At 60.4% G+C, this 20,600-nt stretch carries 19 protein-coding genes; 7 read left to right on the forward strand and 12 right to left on the reverse strand.

Features of this window, described 5'->3' with window-relative positions; translation table 11 throughout:
• Window positions 1-37 precede the first annotated feature (37 nt).
• Window positions 38-1,711, forward strand: coding sequence for a DEAD/DEAH box helicase (locus CXQ82_RS08795; protein ID WP_017136163.1), 1,674 nt, complete (start codon window positions 38-40; stop codon window positions 1,709-1,711).
• 96 nt (window positions 1,712-1,807) lie between these two features.
• On the opposite strand, the gene CXQ82_RS08800 is transcribed toward CXQ82_RS08795, so the two are convergent.
• Window positions 1,808-2,575 carry a class III extradiol ring-cleavage dioxygenase gene (locus tag CXQ82_RS08800; RefSeq protein WP_101267978.1) on the reverse strand — a complete coding sequence of 256 codons (768 nt, stop codon included), beginning with the start codon at window positions 2,573-2,575 and terminating at the stop codon, window positions 1,808-1,810.
• A 103-nt stretch (window positions 2,576-2,678) separates the two neighbouring features.
• Here CXQ82_RS08800 and CXQ82_RS08805 point away from each other — a divergent pair, with 103 nt between their 5' ends.
• Complete coding sequence (locus CXQ82_RS08805) at window positions 2,679-3,338, forward strand: thiopurine S-methyltransferase (RefSeq protein WP_101267980.1); 660 nt, start codon at window positions 2,679-2,681, stop codon at window positions 3,336-3,338.
• 128 nt (window positions 3,339-3,466) lie between these two features.
• Here CXQ82_RS08805 and htpX read toward each other — a convergent pair whose 3' ends face one another.
• Together htpX and CXQ82_RS08815 are read right to left on the reverse strand one after the other, a co-directional pair.
• The gene (gene htpX / locus CXQ82_RS08810; protein ID WP_101267982.1) at window positions 3,467-4,354 is read right to left on the reverse strand and encodes a protease HtpX; all 888 of its coding nucleotides are present in this window, start codon (window positions 4,352-4,354) and stop codon (window positions 3,467-3,469) included.
• 304 nt (window positions 4,355-4,658) lie between these two features.
• Complete coding sequence (locus CXQ82_RS08815; RefSeq protein ID WP_016978462.1) at window positions 4,659-5,870, reverse strand: pyridoxal phosphate-dependent aminotransferase; 1,212 nt, start codon at window positions 5,868-5,870, stop codon at window positions 4,659-4,661.
• Between the two features lie 202 nt (window positions 5,871-6,072).
• Between CXQ82_RS08815 and msrB the strand changes: the two genes are divergently transcribed.
• The 3 genes from msrB (at window position 6,073) to CXQ82_RS08830 (ending at window position 7,610) form a co-directional block, all read left to right on the forward strand.
• Window positions 6,073-6,465 carry a peptide-methionine (R)-S-oxide reductase MsrB gene (msrB, locus tag CXQ82_RS08820; RefSeq protein WP_101267986.1) on the forward strand — a complete coding sequence of 131 codons (393 nt, stop codon included), beginning with the start codon at window positions 6,073-6,075 and terminating at the stop codon, window positions 6,463-6,465.
• Window positions 6,466-6,675: 210 nt separating this feature from the next.
• The gene (locus CXQ82_RS08825) at window positions 6,676-7,161 is read left to right on the forward strand and encodes a glutathione peroxidase (protein WP_101267988.1); all 486 of its coding nucleotides are present in this window, start codon (window positions 6,676-6,678) and stop codon (window positions 7,159-7,161) included.
• A complete protein-coding gene (locus CXQ82_RS08830) occupies window positions 7,158-7,610 on the forward strand; it encodes a MarR family winged helix-turn-helix transcriptional regulator (RefSeq protein WP_101267990.1) in 453 nt (150 codons plus the stop codon). The genes CXQ82_RS08825 and CXQ82_RS08830 overlap by 4 nt, the downstream gene beginning before the upstream one ends.
• On the opposite strand, the gene CXQ82_RS08835 is transcribed toward CXQ82_RS08830, so the two are convergent.
• Window positions 7,591-9,900 carry an ATP-binding protein gene (locus tag CXQ82_RS08835; RefSeq protein WP_101267992.1) on the reverse strand — a complete coding sequence of 770 codons (2,310 nt, stop codon included), beginning with the start codon at window positions 9,898-9,900 and terminating at the stop codon, window positions 7,591-7,593. The two genes, CXQ82_RS08830 and CXQ82_RS08835, sit on opposite strands and share 20 nt — an antisense overlap.
• Window positions 9,901-10,063: 163 nt before the next feature.
• Between CXQ82_RS08835 and CXQ82_RS08840 the strand changes: the two genes are divergently transcribed.
• Window positions 10,064-10,954: an ATP-binding protein gene (locus CXQ82_RS08840; RefSeq protein WP_101267994.1), complete on the forward strand. Its 891-nt coding sequence runs from the start codon at window positions 10,064-10,066 to the stop codon at window positions 10,952-10,954.
• Window positions 10,951-11,433 carry a GAF domain-containing protein gene (locus tag CXQ82_RS08845; RefSeq protein WP_101267996.1) on the forward strand — a complete coding sequence of 161 codons (483 nt, stop codon included), beginning with the start codon at window positions 10,951-10,953 and terminating at the stop codon, window positions 11,431-11,433. Before CXQ82_RS08840 ends, CXQ82_RS08845 begins: the two co-directional genes overlap by 4 nt.
• Window positions 11,434-11,457: 24 nt before the next feature.
• Here the strand turns inward: CXQ82_RS08845 and CXQ82_RS08850 are convergent, their stop codons facing one another.
• The 8 genes from CXQ82_RS08850 to CXQ82_RS08885 all read right to left on the reverse strand — a co-directional run bounded on the left by CXQ82_RS08850 (window position 11,458) and on the right by CXQ82_RS08885 (window position 20,265).
• On the reverse strand, window positions 11,458-15,093 hold the full coding sequence (locus CXQ82_RS08850; protein ID WP_101267998.1) for a transporter substrate-binding domain-containing protein: 3,636 nt from the start codon (window positions 15,091-15,093) through the stop codon (window positions 11,458-11,460).
• 8 nt (window positions 15,094-15,101) lie between these two features.
• Window positions 15,102-15,728 carry a response regulator transcription factor gene (locus CXQ82_RS08855; protein ID WP_101268000.1) on the reverse strand — a complete coding sequence of 209 codons (627 nt, stop codon included), beginning with the start codon at window positions 15,726-15,728 and terminating at the stop codon, window positions 15,102-15,104.
• Window positions 15,729-15,984: 256 nt separating this feature from the next.
• A complete protein-coding gene (locus CXQ82_RS08860) occupies window positions 15,985-16,380 on the reverse strand; it encodes a response regulator (protein ID WP_101268003.1) in 396 nt (131 codons plus the stop codon).
• 171 nt (window positions 16,381-16,551) lie between these two features.
• Complete coding sequence (locus CXQ82_RS08865; protein ID WP_101268004.1) at window positions 16,552-17,883, reverse strand: deoxyguanosinetriphosphate triphosphohydrolase; 1,332 nt, start codon at window positions 17,881-17,883, stop codon at window positions 16,552-16,554.
• 71 nt (window positions 17,884-17,954) lie between these two features.
• A complete protein-coding gene (locus CXQ82_RS08870) occupies window positions 17,955-19,118 on the reverse strand; it encodes an EAL domain-containing protein (protein ID WP_101268006.1) in 1,164 nt (387 codons plus the stop codon).
• Window positions 19,119-19,228: 110 nt separating this feature from the next.
• Entirely contained in the window at window positions 19,229-19,567 is a 339-nt protein-coding gene (locus tag CXQ82_RS08875; protein ID WP_101268009.1) for a hypothetical protein, read from the reverse strand.
• On the reverse strand, window positions 19,564-19,947 hold the full coding sequence (locus CXQ82_RS08880; protein ID WP_065901663.1) for a phage holin family protein: 384 nt from the start codon (window positions 19,945-19,947) through the stop codon (window positions 19,564-19,566). The genes CXQ82_RS08875 and CXQ82_RS08880 overlap by 4 nt, the downstream gene beginning before the upstream one ends.
• A 3-nt stretch (window positions 19,948-19,950) precedes the next feature.
• Window positions 19,951-20,265, reverse strand: coding sequence for a YqjD family protein (locus tag CXQ82_RS08885; RefSeq protein ID WP_101268013.1), 315 nt, complete (start codon window positions 20,263-20,265; stop codon window positions 19,951-19,953).
• Between the last annotated feature and the right edge of the window lie 335 nt (window positions 20,266-20,600).

Consider the following 20,600-nt stretch of genomic DNA (forward strand, 5'->3'; position numbering starts at 1 on the left):
AGCATGGGTCTTTGCGGATGCACTTAGAGGCAGACCCATGACCCAGGAAACCGGCGGCTTCGCCGCTTTTAATCTTAACCCGAACATTCTTGCTGCCGTCATCGCGACCGGCTACGAAGAACCTTCGGCGATTCAGCAGCAATCGATCCCGATCATCATGGCCGGCCAGGACATGATTGGCCAGGCGCAAACCGGTACCGGTAAAACCGCCGCGTTCGCCCTGCCTATCCTGCACTGCATCGATCCTGCCAAGCGCGAGCCGCAAGCCCTGATCCTGGCGCCAACCCGTGAGTTGGCGCTGCAAGTAGCAACCGCTTTCGAAACCTACGCCAAGCAAATGCCAGGCGTAACCGTTGTGGCCGTTTACGGCGGCGCGCCTATGGGCCCACAACTGAAAGCCATCCGTAACGGCGCACAGATTGTTGTCGCCACTCCGGGCCGTCTGTGCGACCACCTGCGTCGTGACGAGAAAGTGCTGTCGACCGTGAACCACCTGGTTCTCGACGAAGCTGACGAAATGTTGAAGCTGGGCTTCATGGATGACCTGGAAGTCATCTTCAAGGCGCTGCCACCGACCCGTCAGACCGTACTGTTCTCGGCCACCCTGCCACAGTCGATCCGTGCCATTGCCGAACGCCACCTGCGCGATCCGCAACACGTGAAGATCCAGACCAAGACTCAGACCGTTACCGCGATCGAACAGGCTCACCTGTTGGTTCACGCTGACCAGAAGACCTCGGCTGTATTGAGCCTGCTGGAAGTCGAAGACTTCGACGCCCTGATCATGTTCGTGCGCACCAAGCAAGCGACCCTGGACCTGGCCAGTGCCCTGGAAGCCAAAGGCTACAAAGCCGCTGCGCTGAACGGTGACATCGCCCAGAACCAACGTGAGCGCGTAATCGACTCCCTCAAGGATGGCCGTCTGGACATCGTTGTAGCGACCGACGTTGCCGCCCGTGGCCTTGACGTTCCACGTATCACCCACGTATTCAACGTTGACATGCCTTACGACCCAGAGTCCTACGTGCACCGTATCGGCCGTACTGGCCGTGCAGGTCGCGAAGGTCGCGCACTGCTGCTGGTGACTCCACGTGAGCGCCGCATGCTGCAAGTGATCGAGCGTGTAACCGGTCAGAAAGTAGCCGAAGTGCGCCTGCCGGACGCTCAGGCTGTTCTGGATGCGCGCATCAAGAAACTGACCAACAGCCTGTCGCCGCTGGTGGCTGACGCTGAATCGACCCACGGCGACCTGCTGGACCGCCTGACCGCCGATATCGGTTGCACCCCACGTGCCCTGGCTGCAGCCCTGCTGCGCAAAGCTACCAACGGTCAGGCCCTGACCCTGGCAGCCATCGAGAAAGAACGCCCACTGGTCCCGAACAACGCGCCACGCGGTGATCGTCCAGAGCGTACTGGCGACCGTCCAGACCGTGGTGATCGTGAGCGTCGCGCTCCGGTTCCATTGGCTGAAGGCCGTGCTCGTTGCCGTACCGCGCTGGGTGCGCGTGATGGTATCGCGGCCAAGAACCTGCTGGGCGCTATCCTCAACGAGGGTGGCCTGGCACGTGAAGCCATCGGTCGCATCCAGGTCCGTGACAGCTTCTCCCTGGTGGAGCTGCCGGAAGACGGTCTGGAAAAACTGCTGGCCAAGCTGAAAGACACTCGCGTTGCCGGTAAGCAGCTGAAGCTGCGTCGCTACCGCGAAGATTGATCCGCCCTTGGGCTGATTGATCGCACATAAAAAATCCCCGACTGGTTCGGGGATTTTTTTTGCTTTGGATTTAACTCATCCTTGGATTTTTATCGATCAGCCGAAGCGGTAGATGTCCATGCCCAACGCGCCCATGGTGAAGCCTTTGTGGGCCACGCTGAACTCACCTCCGGCGCCGCGGGCAAAGTACAACGGCAGCAGGTGTTCATCGCTGGGATGGCTGCGCACGGCATGCGGTGCCTGGCGGCGATAGTCGTGCAAGGCGGCCTCGTCGTTGGCGGCGAGTTTATCCACTACCCAGTCCCGGAAGTCGCGCGCCCACGGCTCAATGCTTTCAGGGCCGGCATGCCAATTCAACTCACCGAGGTTATGGGTGATGCTGCCGGAACCGATCAACAGCACGCCTTGCTCGCGCAAGCTGGCCAGGGCATGCCCGACCCGTGTCTGCAGGGCAGGGCCCATGCGGCTGGGCAGGGACACCTGCACCACCGGGATATCCGCCGCCGGGTACATCAGTGACAACGGCACCCAGGTGCCATGGTCGAAGGGCCGCTGGTTGTCGAGGCGTGCGTTGAGGCCGTCGGCCTGCAGCAGTTGCACAATCTCACCGGCCAGCTGCGGGTCGCCCGGCGCCGGGTATTGCACGGCAAACAGTTCGCGGGGGAAGCCCCCAAAATCGTGCCAGGTTTCGGGGGCGGCGCTGCCGCTGACAGATAATTCCTGGCTTTCCCAATGTGCCGACACCACCACAATGGCCTTGGGGCGCGGCAGTTCAGCGGCCAGGCGCGCCAAGGCCGGGCCGCTGGCACCGGGTTGCAGGGCCAGCATGGGCGAACCATGGGAGATAAACAGGCTAGGGAACATAAGAGGGGTCCTGAGCGTTAATATGGGCCCATCTTCAATCAGATCATTGATCTAAATCTAATATAAGTTTTAGCGCTATTTGATCGAATTTTCGGGGTGATCCATGGAGCCTAAGTTTTGGCAGGAGCGCTGGGCGCGCAATCAGATCGGTTTTCATCTGCCCGAGGTCAACCCCTACCTGCAACGCCATTGGCCAACGCTGGCCTTGCCTGACGGCGCGAAGGTGCTGGTGCCGCTGTGTGGCAAGAGCCTGGACCTGATGTGGCTGGCCAGCCACGGGTTGCGGGTGATGGGGGTGGAGCTGTCAGAGCAGGCGGTGGAGGCGTTCTTCAGCGAGCAGAACCTCACGCCACGCATCAGCCAGCGCGGTGGGTTCAAGGTGTACCAGGCTGATTTGATCGAGCTGTGGTGCGGGGATGTCTTCGCCCTGGAAGCCGAGATGCTCGCCGACTGCACCGCGCTCTACGACCGCGCCGCATTGATCGCCTTGCCGCCGTTGATGCGCGCGCAGTATGCCGAGCATCTGAACCACCTGTTGCAACGGGGCTGCCAGGGCCTGCTGGTCACCCTTGATTACGAGCAGACGCAAAAGGCCGGCCCACCGTTTGCGGTGACCGATGAGGAAGTGAAGGTGTTGCTGGGGGCGCACTGGGCGCTGCAAGTGCTGGAAGAACAGGACGTGCTGGGGGAGAGTTGGAAGTTTGTGCAGGACGGCGTCACGCGGCTTGAGGAGCGGGTGTATCGGATTACTAGGGTTGCGTAGGCCAGAAGGTGGGAGGGGGCAAGTCGAATCGTCGCACCGCCCCTCCCACATTTTTGACCGTGACCAACTTGAGACACATGGACAAAAAAAGGGGCGATCAGATCGCCCCTTTCTATGTCACCTGGCTATCAGCCCCGACGACGCAGTGCGTCGATCCGCTCTTCCAGCGGCGGGTGGCTCATGAACAGGCGCGCCATGCCCTGTTTGATACCGCCGTTGATACCGAAGGCGGTCAGGCTGTCCGGCATATGCACCGGCAGGCCTTGTTCGGAGCGCAGGTGTTGCAGCGCTGCAATCATTGCGCCGGTACCGGCCAGGCGTGCGCCGGCTTCGTCTGCACGGAATTCGCGTTTGCGCGAGAACCACATGGTGATTGCACTGGCCAGGAAGCCCAGCACCACTTCAGCGAAGATGGTCGCCACGAAGTAGGCAATGCCGCGACCTTCTTCGTTCTTGAAGATCACCTTGTCGACAAAGTTGCCGATGATCCGTGCAAAGAACATCACGAAGGTGTTCACCACGCCCTGTACCAGCGCCAGGGTGACCATGTCACCGTTGGCCACGTGGCCGATCTCGTGGGCCAGCACCGCTTTCACTTCATCGTAGGAGAAGCGTTCGAGCATGCCCTGGCTCACCGCAACGAGTGCGTCGTTCTTGTTCCAGCCGGTGGCAAAGGCGTTGGCTTCATACGCCGGGAAGATCCCCACTTCCGGCATCTTGATGCCAGCCTCGCGGGACAACTCCTCGACGGTCTGCAGCAACCATTGCTCATGCCGGGTACGTGGCTGGGTGATGACCTGGGTGCTGGTGCTCATTTTCGCCATCCACTTGGAGATGAACAGCGAGAACAGCGAGCCGGCAAAACCAAAGACCGCACAGAAAACCAGCAGCTGATTGAGGTTCAGGTCAACCCCGTTGGCCGCCATGAACCCGTTGAAGCCGAAAAGGCTCAGGGTGATGCTGGCAATCAGCACGACCGCCAGGTTAGTGGCCAAGAACAGCAGGATGCGCATCATGGTTGTAGAGTTCTCCTCATGCTTAATATGTCGCGTACTGCGGGGTATATAAGGTGCGCCATTGGGTGATTCAACCGAGCGACTATTTCAAACTGTGTCCTACAGCCGGAATGTAGAGCCTTGAAGGGAATTTCCGACAAGGAAACGCCGTTCGAGTTGACCCGTCAGCGCCTCGAAGCCCCTTGATTATAGGGGGCAAGTGCCAGGGGCAAGATGAAAGCCGCATGGGGCAGGGCACAGCGCAAAGAAGTGTTGCCAGATAATCGCCGAACGACCGAATTTCGATCGTTCGGCGTCATTTTCATTACTGGCGATAGGACTTGAGGAAGTTACCGATGCGACCAATGGCCATATCCAGGTCATCCACACGCGGCAAGGTCACCACGCGGAAGTGGTCCGGCCACGGCCAGTTGAACGCAGTGCCCTGAACCACCAGCAGCTTTTCCGACAACAGCAGGTCAAGCACGAACTTCTCGTCGTTGAGGATCGGGCAGACTTTCGGGTCGATCCGTGGGAAGGCGTACAGCGCACCCATGGGTTTCACGCAGCTTACGCCCGGGATCGCGTTGAGCAGCTCCCAGGTGCGGTTGCGTTGTTCCAGCAGGCGGCCCTGGGGCAGTACCAGGTCGTTGATGCTCTGGTAGCCGCCGAGGGCGGTCTGGATCGCGTGTTGGCTCGGCACGTTGGCGCACAGGCGCATGTTGGCCAGCATGTCGATGCCTTCGATATAGCTCTGGGCATTGTGCTTGGGACCGGAAATAGCGATCCAGCCGGAACGGAAACCCGCCACGCGGTAGGACTTGGACAGGCCGTTGAACGTCAGGCACAGCAGGTCCGGCGCCAGGGAGGCGGTGCACACGTGCACGGCGTCATCGTAGAGGATCTTGTCGTAGATCTCGTCGGAGAACACCACCAGGTTGTGCTGGCGCGCCAGTTCGAGCATGCCCAGCAGCACTTCCTTGGAATACACCGCGCCGGTGGGGTTGTTCGGGTTGATGATCACCAGGGCCTTGGTGTTGGGGGTGATCTTGGCCTTGATGTCGGCCAGGTCCGGGAACCAGTCGGCGCCTTCGTCGCACAGGTAATGCACCGGATGGCCGCCGGCCAGGGTCACGGCGGCGGTCCACAGCGGGTAGTCCGGCGCCGGCACCAGCACTTCGTCGCCGTTGTTGAGCAGGGCCTGCATGGACATCACGATCAGCTCGGACACGCCATTGCCCAGGTAGATGTCTTCGATGCCGACACCTTCGACCTGCTTCTGCTGGTAGTACTGCATCACCGCTTTACGCGCGCTGAACAGGCCCTTGGAGTCGCTGTAGCCCTGGGCAGTGGGCAGGTTGCGGATCACGTCCTGGAGGATTTCGTCCGGTGCTTCGAAACCAAACGGCGCCGGGTTGCCAATGTTCAACTTGAGGATGCGATGGCCTTCCTCTTCCAGGCGTTTGGCGTGCTTGAGCACTGGGCCGCGAATGTCGTAGCAGACGTTGGCGAGCTTGTTCGATTTGCTGACCTGCATGGCGATGTGATCCTGAAAATGAACGATCCAGACGGTATAGGCACTACCGTACTGTGAAACCTGCGGGGCCCGCACCCATAAATACGTTTGAATGCCGAAAGCGCGGGTGCCAGACTGGTGTTTTGAAGAGGCGCAATCATACGTGCCGCCTGATCCATGGAAAAGACACAGATCAGGCTTTTTCAGTTGCCGAGGTGTACCGATGCAAAAGTTGGAAAAAACCCTTCAGGAATGGCAGGACATGCTGGACCCGGCGCAATATCAGGTGTGCCGCCTCAAAGGCACCGAGCGCCCGTTCTCCGGCAAGTACAACGCCACCACCACCGATGGCGTGTACCACTGCATTTGCTGCAATGAACCGCTGTTCGACTCCAAGACCAAGTTCGACTCCGGTTGCGGCTGGCCGAGCTTCTACGAGCCGATTGCCGACAGCGCGATGATCGAGATCCGTGACGTCAGCCACGGCATGATCCGTACCGAAGTCACCTGCGCCAAATGTGACGCGCACCTGGGCCACGTATTCCCGGACGGCCCGCCACCGACCGGCCTGCGCTACTGCATCAACTCGGTGTGCCTGGATCTGGTGCCGCGCTGATTATCAGGCGGTAAACCGATGCGCAATATGGGAGCGGGCTTGCTCGCGAAAGCGGTCTGTCAGTTGATGTATTCGGTGACTGACACACCGCTTTCGCGAGCAAGCCCGCTCCCACATTGATAGTGAGTTATTAGTTTCGCAAATTAAATTGCACACAATTGAATTGCTTACTATGGTTTCCGTTCTTCCCCCCGTATTCGAGGCACTGCCATGAGCAACAACCTGCTGAGCATCCCTTGCACCACTATCAAGGGTGAGCAAAAGACCTTGGCCGACTTCGCCGGCAAGGCCATCCTCGTGGTCAATACCGCCAGCAAATGTGGCTTCACCCCTCAGTACAAGGGGCTGGAGCAGCTCTGGCAGCAGTACAAGGACCAGGGCCTGGTGGTGCTGGGCTTTCCCTGCAATCAGTTCGGCAAGCAGGAGCCGGGCAACGAGGGTGCGATTTCCGAGTTCTGCGAGCTGAATTTCGGCGTCAGCTTCCCGCTGTTCAAAAAGATCGACGTCAATGGCAGCGACGCCCACCCGCTGTTCGTGCAGCTTAAAACCCAGGCGCCGGGCCTGCTGGGCTCCAAGGGTATCAAGTGGAACTTCACCAAGTTCCTGATCGGCCGCGATGGCCAGGTGGTCAAGCGTTTCGCCCCGACCACCAAGCCTCAGGACCTGACCCAAGAGATCGAAGCGCTGCTCAAATGACCGTATCCCTGGCCCTCGACAATCAGCTGTGTTTCAAGCTCTATGCAGCCTCCAGGGCGGTAACGCGTGCCTATAAGCCAATGCTTGATCAGTTGGGCCTGACCTACCCGCAATACGTGGTCATGCTGGTGCTGTGGGAGTGGCACGACGCAACGCCGGCGCACCCCACCGTCAAGGCGTTGGGCGAACGCCTGATGCTGGATTCGGGCACGCTGACGCCGCTGCTCAAGCGCCTCGAACAACTAGCCTGGGTCAGGCGCCAGCGCAGTGCTCGGGATGAGCGCGAAGTGCACCTCGGTCTCACCGAGGCTGGTCTGCAGCTACGCGACCAGACCCTCGCACTGAAGACCCGACTGCTGTGTGACAGCGGTGTCGACCTGAACCAGGCCGACGTCTTGCGCGACGGCCTGGACCAGTTGCTCGGGCAGATCAGAGACTTGTCGTCTTAGGCACCCACAGCTCCAGCAGGCCGTTGAGTTCTTCGCGACGAAACGGCTTGGCCAGGTAGTCGTTCATGCCCGCAGCCCGGCAACGCTCGCGTTCTTCGGACAGGGCGTTGGCGGTCAGTGCGACGATCGGCAGGTCCGGCCAGCGCCCACTGCGGCGAATCTGCCGGCTGGCCTCGTAGCCGTCCATTACCGGCATATTGCAGTCCATCAGCACCAGGTCGAAGCGCTGCTCCTCGAGGAACTTGAGCGCCTCGCCACCATGGGCGGCCACAATCACTTCGCAGCCGAGTTTGCCGAGCATGCCTTTGGCCACCAGTTGGTTGACCGCGTTGTCCTCCACCAGCAGGATGCGCGCCCGGTGTGCCAGGGGCGCGGCATCCAGTTGGACGGGGTCGAGGATCGGTGAGTCATCGCTGCGCAACGTGCGTTGCAGTATCTGATACAACGCGTTGCGGCTCAGCGGGCGCGCCTGTTGCTGCAATGGCGCCAATGCCGCCACCTCTTCGCTGGGCATGAAATTGCCATACGCCGTCACCAGCAGGATCGGTGCGGTCATGCCTGGCCGAAGGCGAAACAGGCATTCCGGGCAGTCGGTGATCAGCAGGTCGGGCGCCTGCCCGCGCAAATCGTCGTCGAGGGTGAAGCACCGTAGCGTCAGCCCCCACTGGGGCAGCAGGCTGCTGAGCAGTTCCGTGAGGCCGCTGCCATTGCTGGTGATGGCGATCACCTCGCCTTTGAGCGCAGGTTGTTGGGCCGCGGGCAGATGGGTTGGCAGTGGCAGCTCTGCGCAGAACTGGCTGCCAAAGCCAACCTCCGAACTGATGCTCAAGCGCCCCTTCATTGCCTCGCAGAGGTTGTGCGTCAACGCCAGGCCCAGCCCGGTGCCGCCAAACTGGCGGGTGATCCCGGCGCCGGCCTGGGTGAAGGGCTGGAAGATTTTCACCTGGGCTTCCTGAGCAATGCCGATACCGGTGTCACACACTTCAATTTGCACCCGGCCGTCGAGGGCGCGCAGGCGCACATCCACTCGGCCGAAACGGGTGAATTTCAAGGCGTTGGACAGCAGGTTGCTGACGATCTGCCGCACGCGCGTCGGGTCGCCCAGCACCTGGGCGGGAAATTGCGGGTCGATCAGGCAGGTCAGTTCGACGCTGGGCGCGGCGTTCTGCGACAGCAGGTTGGCGGTGTCTTCCACCAGCGAGCCCAGATCGAACGGGATAACCTCCAGTTCCAGCTGGCCAGCGTCGAACTTGGACAGGTCGAGAATATCGTTGAGCAACTCCACCAGCACCTTGCCCGAGTCATGCGCGATGGACAGTTGTTGGCGTTGCTCGGCGTTCAACGGGCTGTCCAGCGACAGCGCGATCATCCCCAGCAGGCCGTTGAGCGGGGTGCGGATTTCGTGGCTCATATTGGCCAGGAAGGCCGCCCGGGCCTGGGCCATGCCGAGTGCGGTCATCTTCGCCGCTTCCAGGTCTTCATTCGAGCGGCTCAGCCGCTGGTTGCTGGCCTTGAGCTCCAGGGTACGGGCGGAAACGATGTCTTCCAGTTGCCCCAGGTATTCGGTCAGGCGGTCCTCGGCGTGGCGACGCTGCTGGATTTCGGTCTCCATGTTCTCAAATTGCTGGTTGGCGACGCTCACCAGCACACCGATTTCGTCATGCTCGTGCCCGGGCGGGCAGTCCAGGCGCGCCTGTCGGCGGTTGCTCAGCTCGCGGATAATGCGCACCAGCGGCTGGGTCAGCATCACGTAGAACAGGCCCAGCAGAATGCCGGTCAACAGCAGGCTGCGGGCAAACCCGTTGAGCAGGGTAATTTCGGCACGCCGCAGAAAGCGGCTGCCGAAGGCATACGTGTCTACATCCAGGCGCAGGACGCCGAGGGATTCATTGGGCATATGGTTCAGGAATAGCCGGTCTTCGAACTGGCGATTGGCGCCAAACAGGAAGTCGCTGATGGGGCGGTAGGTGCTTTCCTTGCGCGGCCGGTCGACATCGGCCAGCACCACGCCGTTGTTGTCGATCAACTGGGCGTGAATGATCGCGGGGGAGTGCAGCAGGCCTAAAGTCAGCTCCTGGGCCAGCTCGGCGTCGATGTTATAGGCGATGCGTGAGGCGGGGTTGTGGCTGATTTCGATCAGCGAGCGTATTTCACGGTTGATGGATGCGTCTTCGCTGGCATAATCAATGCCGATTTGGATCAGACTGAGCAAGGTTCCCAACACGAAACCGACCAGCACAGTCAATCGGGCTTGTTTATAAGACAAGCGGTGGGCGAACTTGATATCCATCGAGTGTTGAACCACTTCACGTTTCCCTTCGCCCGGCAAGCATAGCTGAACATCCACAGGCTCAGACTTGCCCGGCATGAATCGTTTTTAACGCGGCCTCGTGCGGTCCGCCGCAGGGCTGCCAATACGCCATCTTTTGCAAGAAGTTGCCAGAGGAATAATCGTGGATTCTCGATTGAATGCCTTTCTTGAACGGGCCGATGCCGTGCTGGCCCGTCTTGAACCCTTGTTGCCCGCCCCCCGCCAAACCATCGACTGGAACCAGTGCCTGGCCGCCCGCTGGCAGCGCGAAGGCCGCAGTGGTTACCTGTTGCCGCTGGAAGTGAGCCTGGACATGCGCCTGTCCGACCTGATCGGCGTGGATAAACAACGCGAAACACTGGCGCGCAATACCCAGCAGTTCATCGATGGCCTGCCCGCCAACCATGCACTGCTGTGGGGTTCGCGTGGCACCGGCAAGTCGTCCATGGTGCGCGCCTTGCTCGCCCAGCATGCCAAGGCCGGCTTGCGCCTGATTGAAATCGAGCGCGACCACCTGGCCGACCTGCCTCGTGTGGTCGAACAACTGCTCAAGCTGCCACAACGCTTTATCCTGTTCTGCGACGACCTGTCCTTCGAGGCCGGCGAAGGCGATTACCGCGTACTCAAGAGCGTGCTGGACGGCTCGCTGGAGCAGGCGCCGGAAAACGTGCTGCTGTATGCCACGTCGAACCGCCGCCACCTGGTGCCGGAAAACCAGAGCGACAACGACAACTGGAAACGCGTGGATGGCGAGCTGCACCCCAGCGAAGCGGTGGAAGACAAAATTGCCTTGTCCGACCGTTTTGGCCTGTGGCTGTCGTTTTATCCGTTCAACCAGGAACATTACCTCGATGTGGTGGAGCACTGGATCGGCGAGCTGGCGAACAAGGCCGGTTTGCAGTGGCAGCGCGATGAGGCACTCGACATCCTGGCCGTGCGCTGGTCCACCGGCCGCGGCAACCGCAACGGTCGTTGCGCGTATCAATTCGCCCGTTACTGGGTGGGCCTCAAATTGCTGGAGCGTCAACCATGATCGACCTGCAACACGCCGGTACCGGCCTCGATGGCTATGCCATGCTCGGTGCGCAATTGGAGTCACTGCTGGCCGATGAGCGCGACTTCATCGCCAACAGCGCGCAGTTTTCCGCCTTTCTGTTCAGCCAACTGGATGACCTGAACTGGGCCGGTTTTTACCTCAACCGCAATGAGGAGTTGGTGCTCGGCCCGTTCCAGGGGCAGATCGCGTGTGTGCGCATTCCGTTTGGCCGTGGGGTGTGCGGTGCCGCGGCGGCATCGCGGCAAACCCAGCGAGTCGAAGATGTGCACGCGTTCCCTGGGCATATCGCCTGCGACAGTGCGTCCAACAGTGAGCTGGTCGTGCCGCTGGTCAAGAACGGCCAACTGATCGGCGTACTTGACCTCGACAGCCCCTCGCTGGCCCGCTTTTCCCAGCAGGACCAAGCGGGTATCGAACAGCTGGCGGCGATTTTCCTGCGCTTGACCGACTGCTGATCCAAGAGGGGGCTGTATGCCCCCTTATTGGCTATCCAATGCCTGAAGCTGCGCTTGCAGCATCCTTTCCAGTTCCAGCATCAGTTTTTCCAGGGTTTTCACCCCGTCTTCGATCAGGGCAGCGGCGTCGCCCCGGGCGCATGCCTGTTCAAGGGCTTCACACTGTGAGGCCAGTGCGCCAGCTTGCACGATGCGCGCAGCGCCCTTGATCTTGTGCGCCTGTTCGATGATGTCCTGGAGGGATGCCTGCGCGGCCAGCAGCGTGAGCAATTCCTGGCGATCCCGACGACTGCTGCTCAACAGTTCTTCCAGCAGGCGTCGGCTCATGTGCAGGTCGCCACCGGTCAGGGCCTCGAAGTTGCCGAGGTCCAGGATCGGGTTGCTCGCCTGGGGGCTGATCCGTGCCAGTTGCCGCTCCAGCGCGGTGAGGCTGATGGGTTTGAACAGGCAGTCGTTCATGCCTGCTTCTGCGCAACGCTGCTTCTCTTCGGGCTGGGCATTGGCGGTAAAGCCCAGCACGACACAGGGCGGCAGTTGCTCGCGCTGTTCATATTCGCGGATCGAACGACTCAACTCGTAGCCATTCATGATGGGCATGTTGCAGTCGGCGATCACCAGGTCGAAGTGCGCCTGGCGCCATGCCTGGAAACCGGCTGAGCCGTTTTGGGCAGCGGTGAACTGGTGACCCAGGTAGCCGAGTTGCTGGCACATCAAAAGGCGGTTCGCCGGGTGATCATCCACCACCAGCACGTTGAGTACGGGCGCCGTCGCGGGCACTTCGGGCTTGAGCTCGTCCACCGGCAGCACAGACTGCAGGCGCGCCATCTTCAGGCTCACGTGCACTTGGGTGCCGACCATGGGCACGCTGCTCAGGCTCAGTTGGCCGCCCATCATTGCGCACAGGCTGCGGCAGATCACCAGGCCCAGGCCGGCCCCGCTCCTGGCAAGTTGCCCGGAGTTGTCGGCCTGGGCAAAGGGTTCGAACAGGCGCGCCTGGTCGTCCCGGCTGATACCGATGCCGGTGTCTTCCACCACCAGTTTCATCTCGACCTGCTGCGGCAGCTGGGTGGGGAGTACCTCCACCTTGATCTTCACCTGGCCCTGTTCGGTGAACTTGATCGCATTGCTGACCAGGTTGGACAGCACCTGCTTGAAGCGCAGGGGGTCGATCAACACTTCGGTGTCTTCAAGGTGGGGAGTGAACTCGAGCACCAGGCTAAGGGTTTTCTGGCGTGCCAGGCCGTCGAAGACGCGCACCACCGACTCGATCACTTCCCGCAGGTTGACGCGCTCCGGCGCCAGGCTCAGGCGGCCGGACTCGATACGGGCGATGTCGAGGATATCGCCGATCAATTCCAGCAGATCCTTGGCCGAGTTGTAGGCCACTTCGATGGCCGGGCGGTCGAGGTGGCCCTGGTCTGCGCGCTTGAGGGTCAGCTCCAGCATGCCGATCACGGCGTTCATCGGTGTGCGGATTTCGTGGCTCATGGTGGCAAGGAAAGTGCTCTTGGCGCGGTTGGCTTCGTCGGCGCGCTCCTTGGCGTCGCGAAGTTCTTCGAATAACTGGCGTCGTTCGCTGATGTCGATCCAGCCGCCAATGATGCCCTGGACCTCACCGACAGAGTCGCGGTACGGCAGGATCCAGTGGTAGATCGTCAGTTTTTTCCCACGGATATGCAGGACGCGATCCAGAATCAGCGGGTTGCCTTCGGCCACCACCCGTTGATAGTCGGCATGGGATTGCGCCGTCTCGGCGGCAAGCGCGGTGCTGATCTGCATCACGTTTTTACCGATCACGTCTTCGCGTTTGACGTCGAACACCTGCAGGTAGCTGTCATTGCAGGTCTGCAGCAGGCCCTTGCGATCGCGCACGTAGATGGGATGCGGGGTTTCATTGACCAGCGCGCGCATGAATTCGAACTGATCATTGAGGGCGCGCTCAGCCATTTTGCGGTGCTTGATCTGGCGGCGCATGTAGGCGTTCCAGCTCAGCGAAATCAGCAGCAACAACCCCGTGCCGATGACGATGCGGGCGATCAGTTGGTGATAGTCGCGCCAATAGCTGTCGGAGGCTGCGGTGTAGCCCCGCCAACGGCTGTTGATCACGCCCAGCTCATCCGGGGCGATGCTGAGCAAGGCCTTGTCGAGAATCGAGCTGAGTTCGGTGGCGCTGCGCGAGGTTGCCAGGGAAAAGGCGGCGGGGGTGGTGCCAATGCTGAAGCTGATTTGCACCTTGTCCTGGAACACATGGGAAGACAGCAGGTAGTTGGCGACAACCAAGGTATTCACTGCGCCGTCCACCTGGCCGAGTACCAGCAGCTCAGACGCTTGGAAGGTGTCACCGGTTTCCACCAGGTGGATCGTCGGGAAGTTGTCTTGCAGGAATTTCTTCAGTGGGTTGCCCTGGGTAATCGCCAGGCGCTTGCCTCCCATTTCCTCAAGACCGGTGGGGGCCTGGTCTTCTTTGCGCGTCAACATGACGTAGGAGTTTTCCAGGTAGGGACGGCTGAAGCTCAATAGGGCGTCGCGTTCGGCACTGGGGGTGATCGCGCCGATGATGTCTGCCTTGCCGCTCTCGACCTCTTTGATTATCGCGCTCACGTCGCGCCCGCGCTGGATCTCGAAGCGTAAACCGGTACGCAGGCGAATCAGCTCCAGCAGGTCGGCGGTGATGCCGCGAAAATTCCCGTCGTTGTCGAAGAACGTCAGTGGTGCGAAGGTTGCGTTCACGATCACCTTGACCACTGGGTTGTCTCTGATCCAGCGTTCTTCCCGCTGAGTCAGCTGCAGCTTCTGGTCGGTCAGCAGTATGTCGCTGCCGGCACTCCAGCGTTTGGCGATCGTTTCCCGCTCATTGGTGGGCACCGCCCCCAGCACGGCGTCGACGATGCTCGACAGCGTGTGTTGGTGCCCGTGCATCGCGAAGCTGAACCCATAGGCTTCATGTTTGCCGAAGTTCGCCATGCGGATGTTCTTGAGATAGCCCTTGTTGATCATGTAATGGGTGGAAATGGTATCGCCGAGAAACACGTCGGCCTGTTCAAATGCCACTGCATTCAAGGCATTTTGGTAAGAGGGATAGGCGCGGATGATCGCCTTGGGGTACAGCTTTTCCACGTCCGCAAGGGGCAAGTAGTGGTAGACCAGTGCAAGGCGCATCCCGGCCAGCCCATCGTTTAGGCTGCGAGTCTCGTTTTCGCGGGTGACCATCACCGGCCGATCCACCGCGTAGGGCTCCGACAGCGTGAGGTTGGGGTTTGCCGCCTCGAAGCCGTTGGAGGAGCCGAGCAGATCGATCTCTCCCGCTTCGAGGGCGCGGATCGCGGCCTCTCGGGAGGTGTAGCGCAATACTTTGACCGGCAGGGCCAGCGTCTTGGCCAGGAGGCCGGCGTAGTCAGCGGTAAGCCCTTCATAGTCGCGCCCGCTGGAAGTGAGGTCGAAGGGCGGGTAGTCGGGGGCCGCGGTACCCAGCACCAATTCACGTTTGTTCTGTAGCCAGAGGCGTTGGGACCTGCTCAGTTGGGTTTCAAGTTGTACGGCGCTTGCGCGACTCAGTAAGTTTAAGTGTTCCGGGCCCGTTAGGGGGGTTGCAGGCACGGCAGTACTGATGCACAAACCGGCACTCAATAAAATCAGATAGTCCTTTATACACGTGGGCATCCGTTGTCTCACACTAGCGCGTTCCGTTTTGCCATCTCGATAAGTTCTACCAAGGACTTGGCTTGGAGCTTCTGCATCAGCCTCTTTTTATAAGTACTTACCGTCTTATTACTCAGGAACATGCCTTTGGCGATTTCCTTGTTGGTACGGCCTTGTGCGAAAAGTTGTAGGACCATCAACTCGCGATCGTTGACGGCCTTGAACAGTTCGAGCTCCTTGGTATCCACCCCGTCGACACCGCTGCTGTTCAGCGCCTGGCTGGGGAAATAGTTGTAACCAGACAACACGGCGCGGATGGCGCTCAGCAACTCGCTCAGGTCGCCTTCCTTGCACACGTAGCCATCGGCCCCCGAGCGCATGCAGCGCGTGGCAAACAGCGTGGGGGATTGGGCCGTCAGCACCAGGGTCTTCATCGAGGTATTCATGGCGTTGAATCGGCACAGCACTTCGAGCCCGTCCAGTTTCGGAATGCTGATATCCAGGATGATCAGGTCCGGCAGGCATTCGCGGACCATTTGTATGGCATCGCAGCCGTTATCCGTTTCGCCGACGACTTCATAGCCTTCGTGCTCCAGCAACATTCGGATGGCAAGCCTTATCACCGGATGGTCGTCAATAATAAAAACTGTGTTCATGATCACATTCCATGCAAGTGCAAATAAAGCGGGCACATTAGCTCAGAAGCTGAAGGCAGAGCATGATCACTAGGGGGGCTAGATATAAAACAGGAATTTTCCTACATGAAAAAAGGTAAAGGCTTACTTGTTGCTAAGGCCTTAAAGCTCGGGAGGTCGGTATTTCATCGAAGAGTAAGCCGAATCGTGAATCCAGGGATTTAACCGTGGTTGTGCGTGTAATTTTCCACGCGTTTATATGTTTGATGTCCTACATTTATAACGTGGGGAGTGAGCGGATCAAACGTTCAAACTCGTCTTTGTTCAATGGCTTTGATAAGCACCCGTGCAGTGGCAGGCCGCGCTCCTGTGCTTGGGTTTGCAGCGCTGACAGCTCCACCTCGGGAAGCCCGCTCAGCAGGATGGCGGCCCGGATAAAGTGCCGGCGGCTGGCGATCTCGATCAATTCAAGCCCTGGCAGGTCGGGCAGGCACTGGTCGCACAGGATGATGTCGAAGGGGGTCTCGGCCAGCGTCATCAAGCGGATCGCCTGTTCGGCGTTTTCAGCCGGGCACAGTTGCTCGAAGCCGAAGCTTCTGAGCAGGCACTGGGTGGCGATCAGTTGAAACGGATGGTCCTCCACCAATAGGATGCGAAGGGCGTTGCTGGGCATAGAAAGCACACGGTGAGTCAAGCATCGATAGGGAGCAGGTAAGCACTAATTGCCTGATTTGCCCGCAGCGTGCGCGATTATTCTTTGGAAGCCTGTGCGAATTCGATCAGGCCGCTCTGTTCCCGTCGTAGGCAGATTCTGTTCAGTGAACAGGCGGCTGGATCAGTCAGGTTATTGTGGGCTGGAACGCCCGGTCATCTCTCGTGCCATCTCGGTGGCGTAGCTGTCGGTCATGCCGGCGATAAAGTCGATCATGCGCAGGAATGAAGCGTGCAACGGCCACGCCGGGTTAGGCGCGTTGTTGCCCAGCAGGTCGAGAATGCGCCGGTTCTTGAAGGACGGCGTGCGCCCGCCATGTTGCTCCAGCGCTGCGCCGCAAAAGGCGTTCAGGAGGATTTCCAAGGTGGTGTAGGCGCCGATCTCATGCAGGGTCTTGCGCTTGTCCTGGAAGATTTTCTTGCGCGCCATGTCTTTGGCGTCCAGCACGCAGCGTTTGGCCGGGCCGTGCATGTGCTCTACCAGGTCGCCGGGCAGGGCACCGGCCAGCAAGGCATCCTGTTGTTCGACGAAGGCCTGGGCTGCCGCATTGGTCAGGTGTTCGATGGCCTTGCCGCGCAGGATCGCCAACTTGCGTCGACGGGAATCCTGGGGGCCGAGTTGTCGATAGGTCTGTGGCAGGTCATCGCCGACCAGGTTGAGTAGCAGTGACTCGACCTCGGCGTATTCGAGCAACTCCATTTCCAGGCCGTCTTCCAGGTCGATCAAGGCGTAGCAGATATCGTCCGCCGCTTCCATCAGGTAGACCAGTGGGTGGCGCGCCCAACGCTGTTCTTCGAGTTGTGGCAGGCCAAGCTTGTGGGCGATCTGCTCGAGGATCGGCAGTTCGCTCTGATAGCAGCCGAACTTGTGCTTCTTGTAGCCCAGGGCGTCGGCGTGGCGGGCGGTCCAGGGGTATTTCAGGTAAGTGCCCAGGGTCGCGTAGGTCAGCCGTGTACCGCCGTCGAACTGGTGGTATTCCAGCTGGGTGAGCACGCGGAAGCCTTGGGCATTGCCTTCGAAGTTGAGGAAGTCATTGCGCTCGGCGGTGCTCATGTCATCCAGCCAGCCGCGTCCTGCTGCCTGTTGGAACCAATGGCGGATGGCATCTTCGCCGGAGTGCCCGAACGGTGGGTTGCCGATGTCGTGGGCCAGGCAAGCCGATTGCACCACCATGCCCAGGTCGCTCGGGTCGCACCAGTCGGGCAGGGCGCCGCGCAGGGTTTCACCCACGCGCATGCCAAGGGAGCGGCCGACGCAGCTGACTTCCAGGGAATGGGTCAGGCGCGTGTGGATATGGTCGTTGCTGGACACCGGATGCACTTGGGTCTTGCGGCCCAGGCGGCGAAACGCACCGGAGAAGATAATGCGGTCGTGGTCTTTGTGAAATGGGCTGCGGCCCAGTTCTTCCGGGCTGTGCAGGGGTTTTCCAAGGCGTTCGCGGGTAAGCAGGGTGGGCCAATCCAAGGCGGGTACTCTCCGTGCGGTGAATGACCCCCCCAGCTTCCCGGTTCAGCGCAGCCTCGGCAAGCGAAAATCTACAAGCCGGCCGCGTCGATGTCGATTAACAGCAAGCGCTGACCGTTATTGAAGAATTGTCCGGCAGTGAGGCAATACTGGTTAGTGGTGGCATCGCGGTAGGTGGAGGACAGCGTCAGGCGACGCTCCTCCCAGCCTTCGGCCAGCAGGTGATAAAAGTAGGGGCGCCACGACCAGTTGTGGCCCAAGTAGCGGCTGTCGGCTTGCCAGGCGTCCTGGTGCCATTCGAAATTGGGCGTCAGTTGGGTGCCGTGCCGGTCACACTGGTAAAAGCGCAGCAGCCATGGAAAAGCCTGCAATTGCGGCAAGTCACTCAGTGGCGCCTGGGTTTCGGCCCACGCCTGCAGGATTTTCATCAATTCGGTCAATTGCTGGCGCAGTTGCATGACGCGTCCGCGTTCCGCGAGTTTCTGCTGCACATACGCCCCACGCAGTTGGGCGAAGTGCGGCACGAAGGCATCGGTGGCGAACCAGTCGAGCTGCGCCTGGGCAAACAGATAACCCTGCACGTAACGCGAACCGCATTCCAGGGCGAAGCTCAGCTGGGCCTCGGTTTCCACGCCTTCGGCAATGATCCAGCAGCCGGTTTTTTCTGCCATTTGTGCCAGTGCGCGCACCACGTCACTGCTCGGCCCGCCTTTGGCGGCCTCCTGGAACAAGCGCATGTCGAGCTTGAGAATGTCCGGCTGCAACGCCAGCACCCGATCGAGCTGGGAATAGCCGGCACCGAAGTCATCAATCGCGATGCGCGCACCGGCCTCGCGATAGCGCGCGACCACCTCGGCCAGGCGCTGAATGTCGCCGCCCAGTTCGGTGATCTCGAACACGATGCGCCGCGGGTCGACGCCATGGTTATGGATCTGTTTCAGGCTCGGCAACGCCTGGCCCGGGCGCAGGCGGTTGATCCAGCGTGGTGAGATATTCAGGCTCAGGAACCAGTCTTCGGGAGCCTCATGCAGGCGGCTCAACGCGTTGTCGCGGATCTGCCGGTCCAGGCGGCGCAGGGTCACGCCCGGCGTGCGCGGGTCGGCGAACAGCGGGCCCACGGACTGCAAGCGGCCGTCCGCCTGGCGCAGGCGGCCCAACGCCTCGACGCCGGCGATGCGCCCGGTGGCGGTGTCGATGAATGGTTGGAAGCAGGCGAGCGGTTGCCCGTCGATCACGGGGCCTCCTTAGGTACGGATGGTGAGGAATAACCTGGGCGAAAAAAAGGCCCGCCCCTCGAAAACAAGGGTCGGGCCGTTTCTGTTAGCAAGAATGCAGCCAGCCGGGCTCAACTTTTACGCGAAGTGCCCTGCATCGCCAATTTGATCAGCGGGATCAAACCGGCGCCGAGCCTTACCAGGCGCGTCAGGCCACTGATGCCGCCGCCCTTGGCGCCTTTACCGGTAATGAAGCCCATCAGTGTGACGGCGGCCACGCCCCACAGCGGCGCGTGCTTGATGCCCAGGCCACCCTGAAAGCTTTGGCCCATATTGCGCACTTTGTTCAGCGGCACCAGCAGTTGCTGGGACTCATGGCGAATTTCCTGGCGGTGCATTTCCATGCGCAGGCGGATCAACGCCTTGCGCATTTCCCGCCGCGAGGTTTGCTGCGTTTCATTCGAGCTCATGGCAGCAGGCGCTCCCGGTCATTGGCCAGCTCTTCGAGGGTGGCGTGGAACGGCGTGGATTCATCGAACACCGCCGCTTTCAAGCGCACCCCGCAGAAGGCTGCGGCCAGGCTGTAGAACACACAAAGGCAAATGATCCCGGTCAGGCGGTAACCGGTGTCCCACACCAGGATCATCACCAGCGTCGACAACCCCACCAGCAACAGCAGGGCAAACACCAACGCCAAGCCAGCAAACAGCAGCAGGCTGACGGTGCGCGCCTTCTGCTCCTGCAATTCAATGCCAAACAGTTCGACATGGCTGTGCAGCAAGCCCAGAACGGCCGCGCCCAGACGTCGAGAGGTTGTGCCCGTGGACGAGCTGCTTTCGCCGATAGACATGATTTAGCGCCTTGTAGCCAGCAAACCGATCAAAAAGCCCACGCCCGCCGCGATACCTACCGACTGCCATGGGTTGGCTTGCACGTAGTCTTCGGTGGCAGTGACTGCCGCCTGGCCGCGTTCGCGCAGGGAATCTTCAGTCAGTTGCAGGGTTTCACGGGCCTTGAGCAGGCTGTCGTGGATCTTGCTGCGCAGCTCATCGGCCTGGTCGCCAGCGAGCACCTTGGTGTCGTCCAGCAACTTTTCGGTGTCACTGACCAGGGTTTGAAAATCCGCCATCAGTATCTCTTGAGCAGTCTTTGCAGTTCTTCTGGCCATGGTTATCTCCGTGATTGGCTGGTCGTTACGTCTATACGTCTGTTTTCGAGTCACCGGCATCGGTGAAGGTTCAGTGCAATTGTGTGGTACAGCTTTTGCTTTGCCTTGGTGCGCAGGCCCCAAGGCCTGCGCTGAATCCGGGCGGCCTGAAGCCAATGCCTTGAAAAACCTTACCCTAATTCACTCAAACTCGCGGAAAAACCCTGTCGGCAACGGCCTGTTGTGTTGATCGCTGCGCTAAAGCGGTTCACGCCTCCTGAAAGAGCGGCGGAACCGGTGGTGCCAATTTAGTGCGCGCAACCCTGGCTTGAACCGCTTTGGTGCTTTTTGCCTTA

The organism is Pseudomonas sp. S09G 359 (genome assembly GCF_002843605.1).
Taxonomy (GTDB): domain Bacteria; phylum Pseudomonadota; class Gammaproteobacteria; order Pseudomonadales; family Pseudomonadaceae; genus Aquipseudomonas.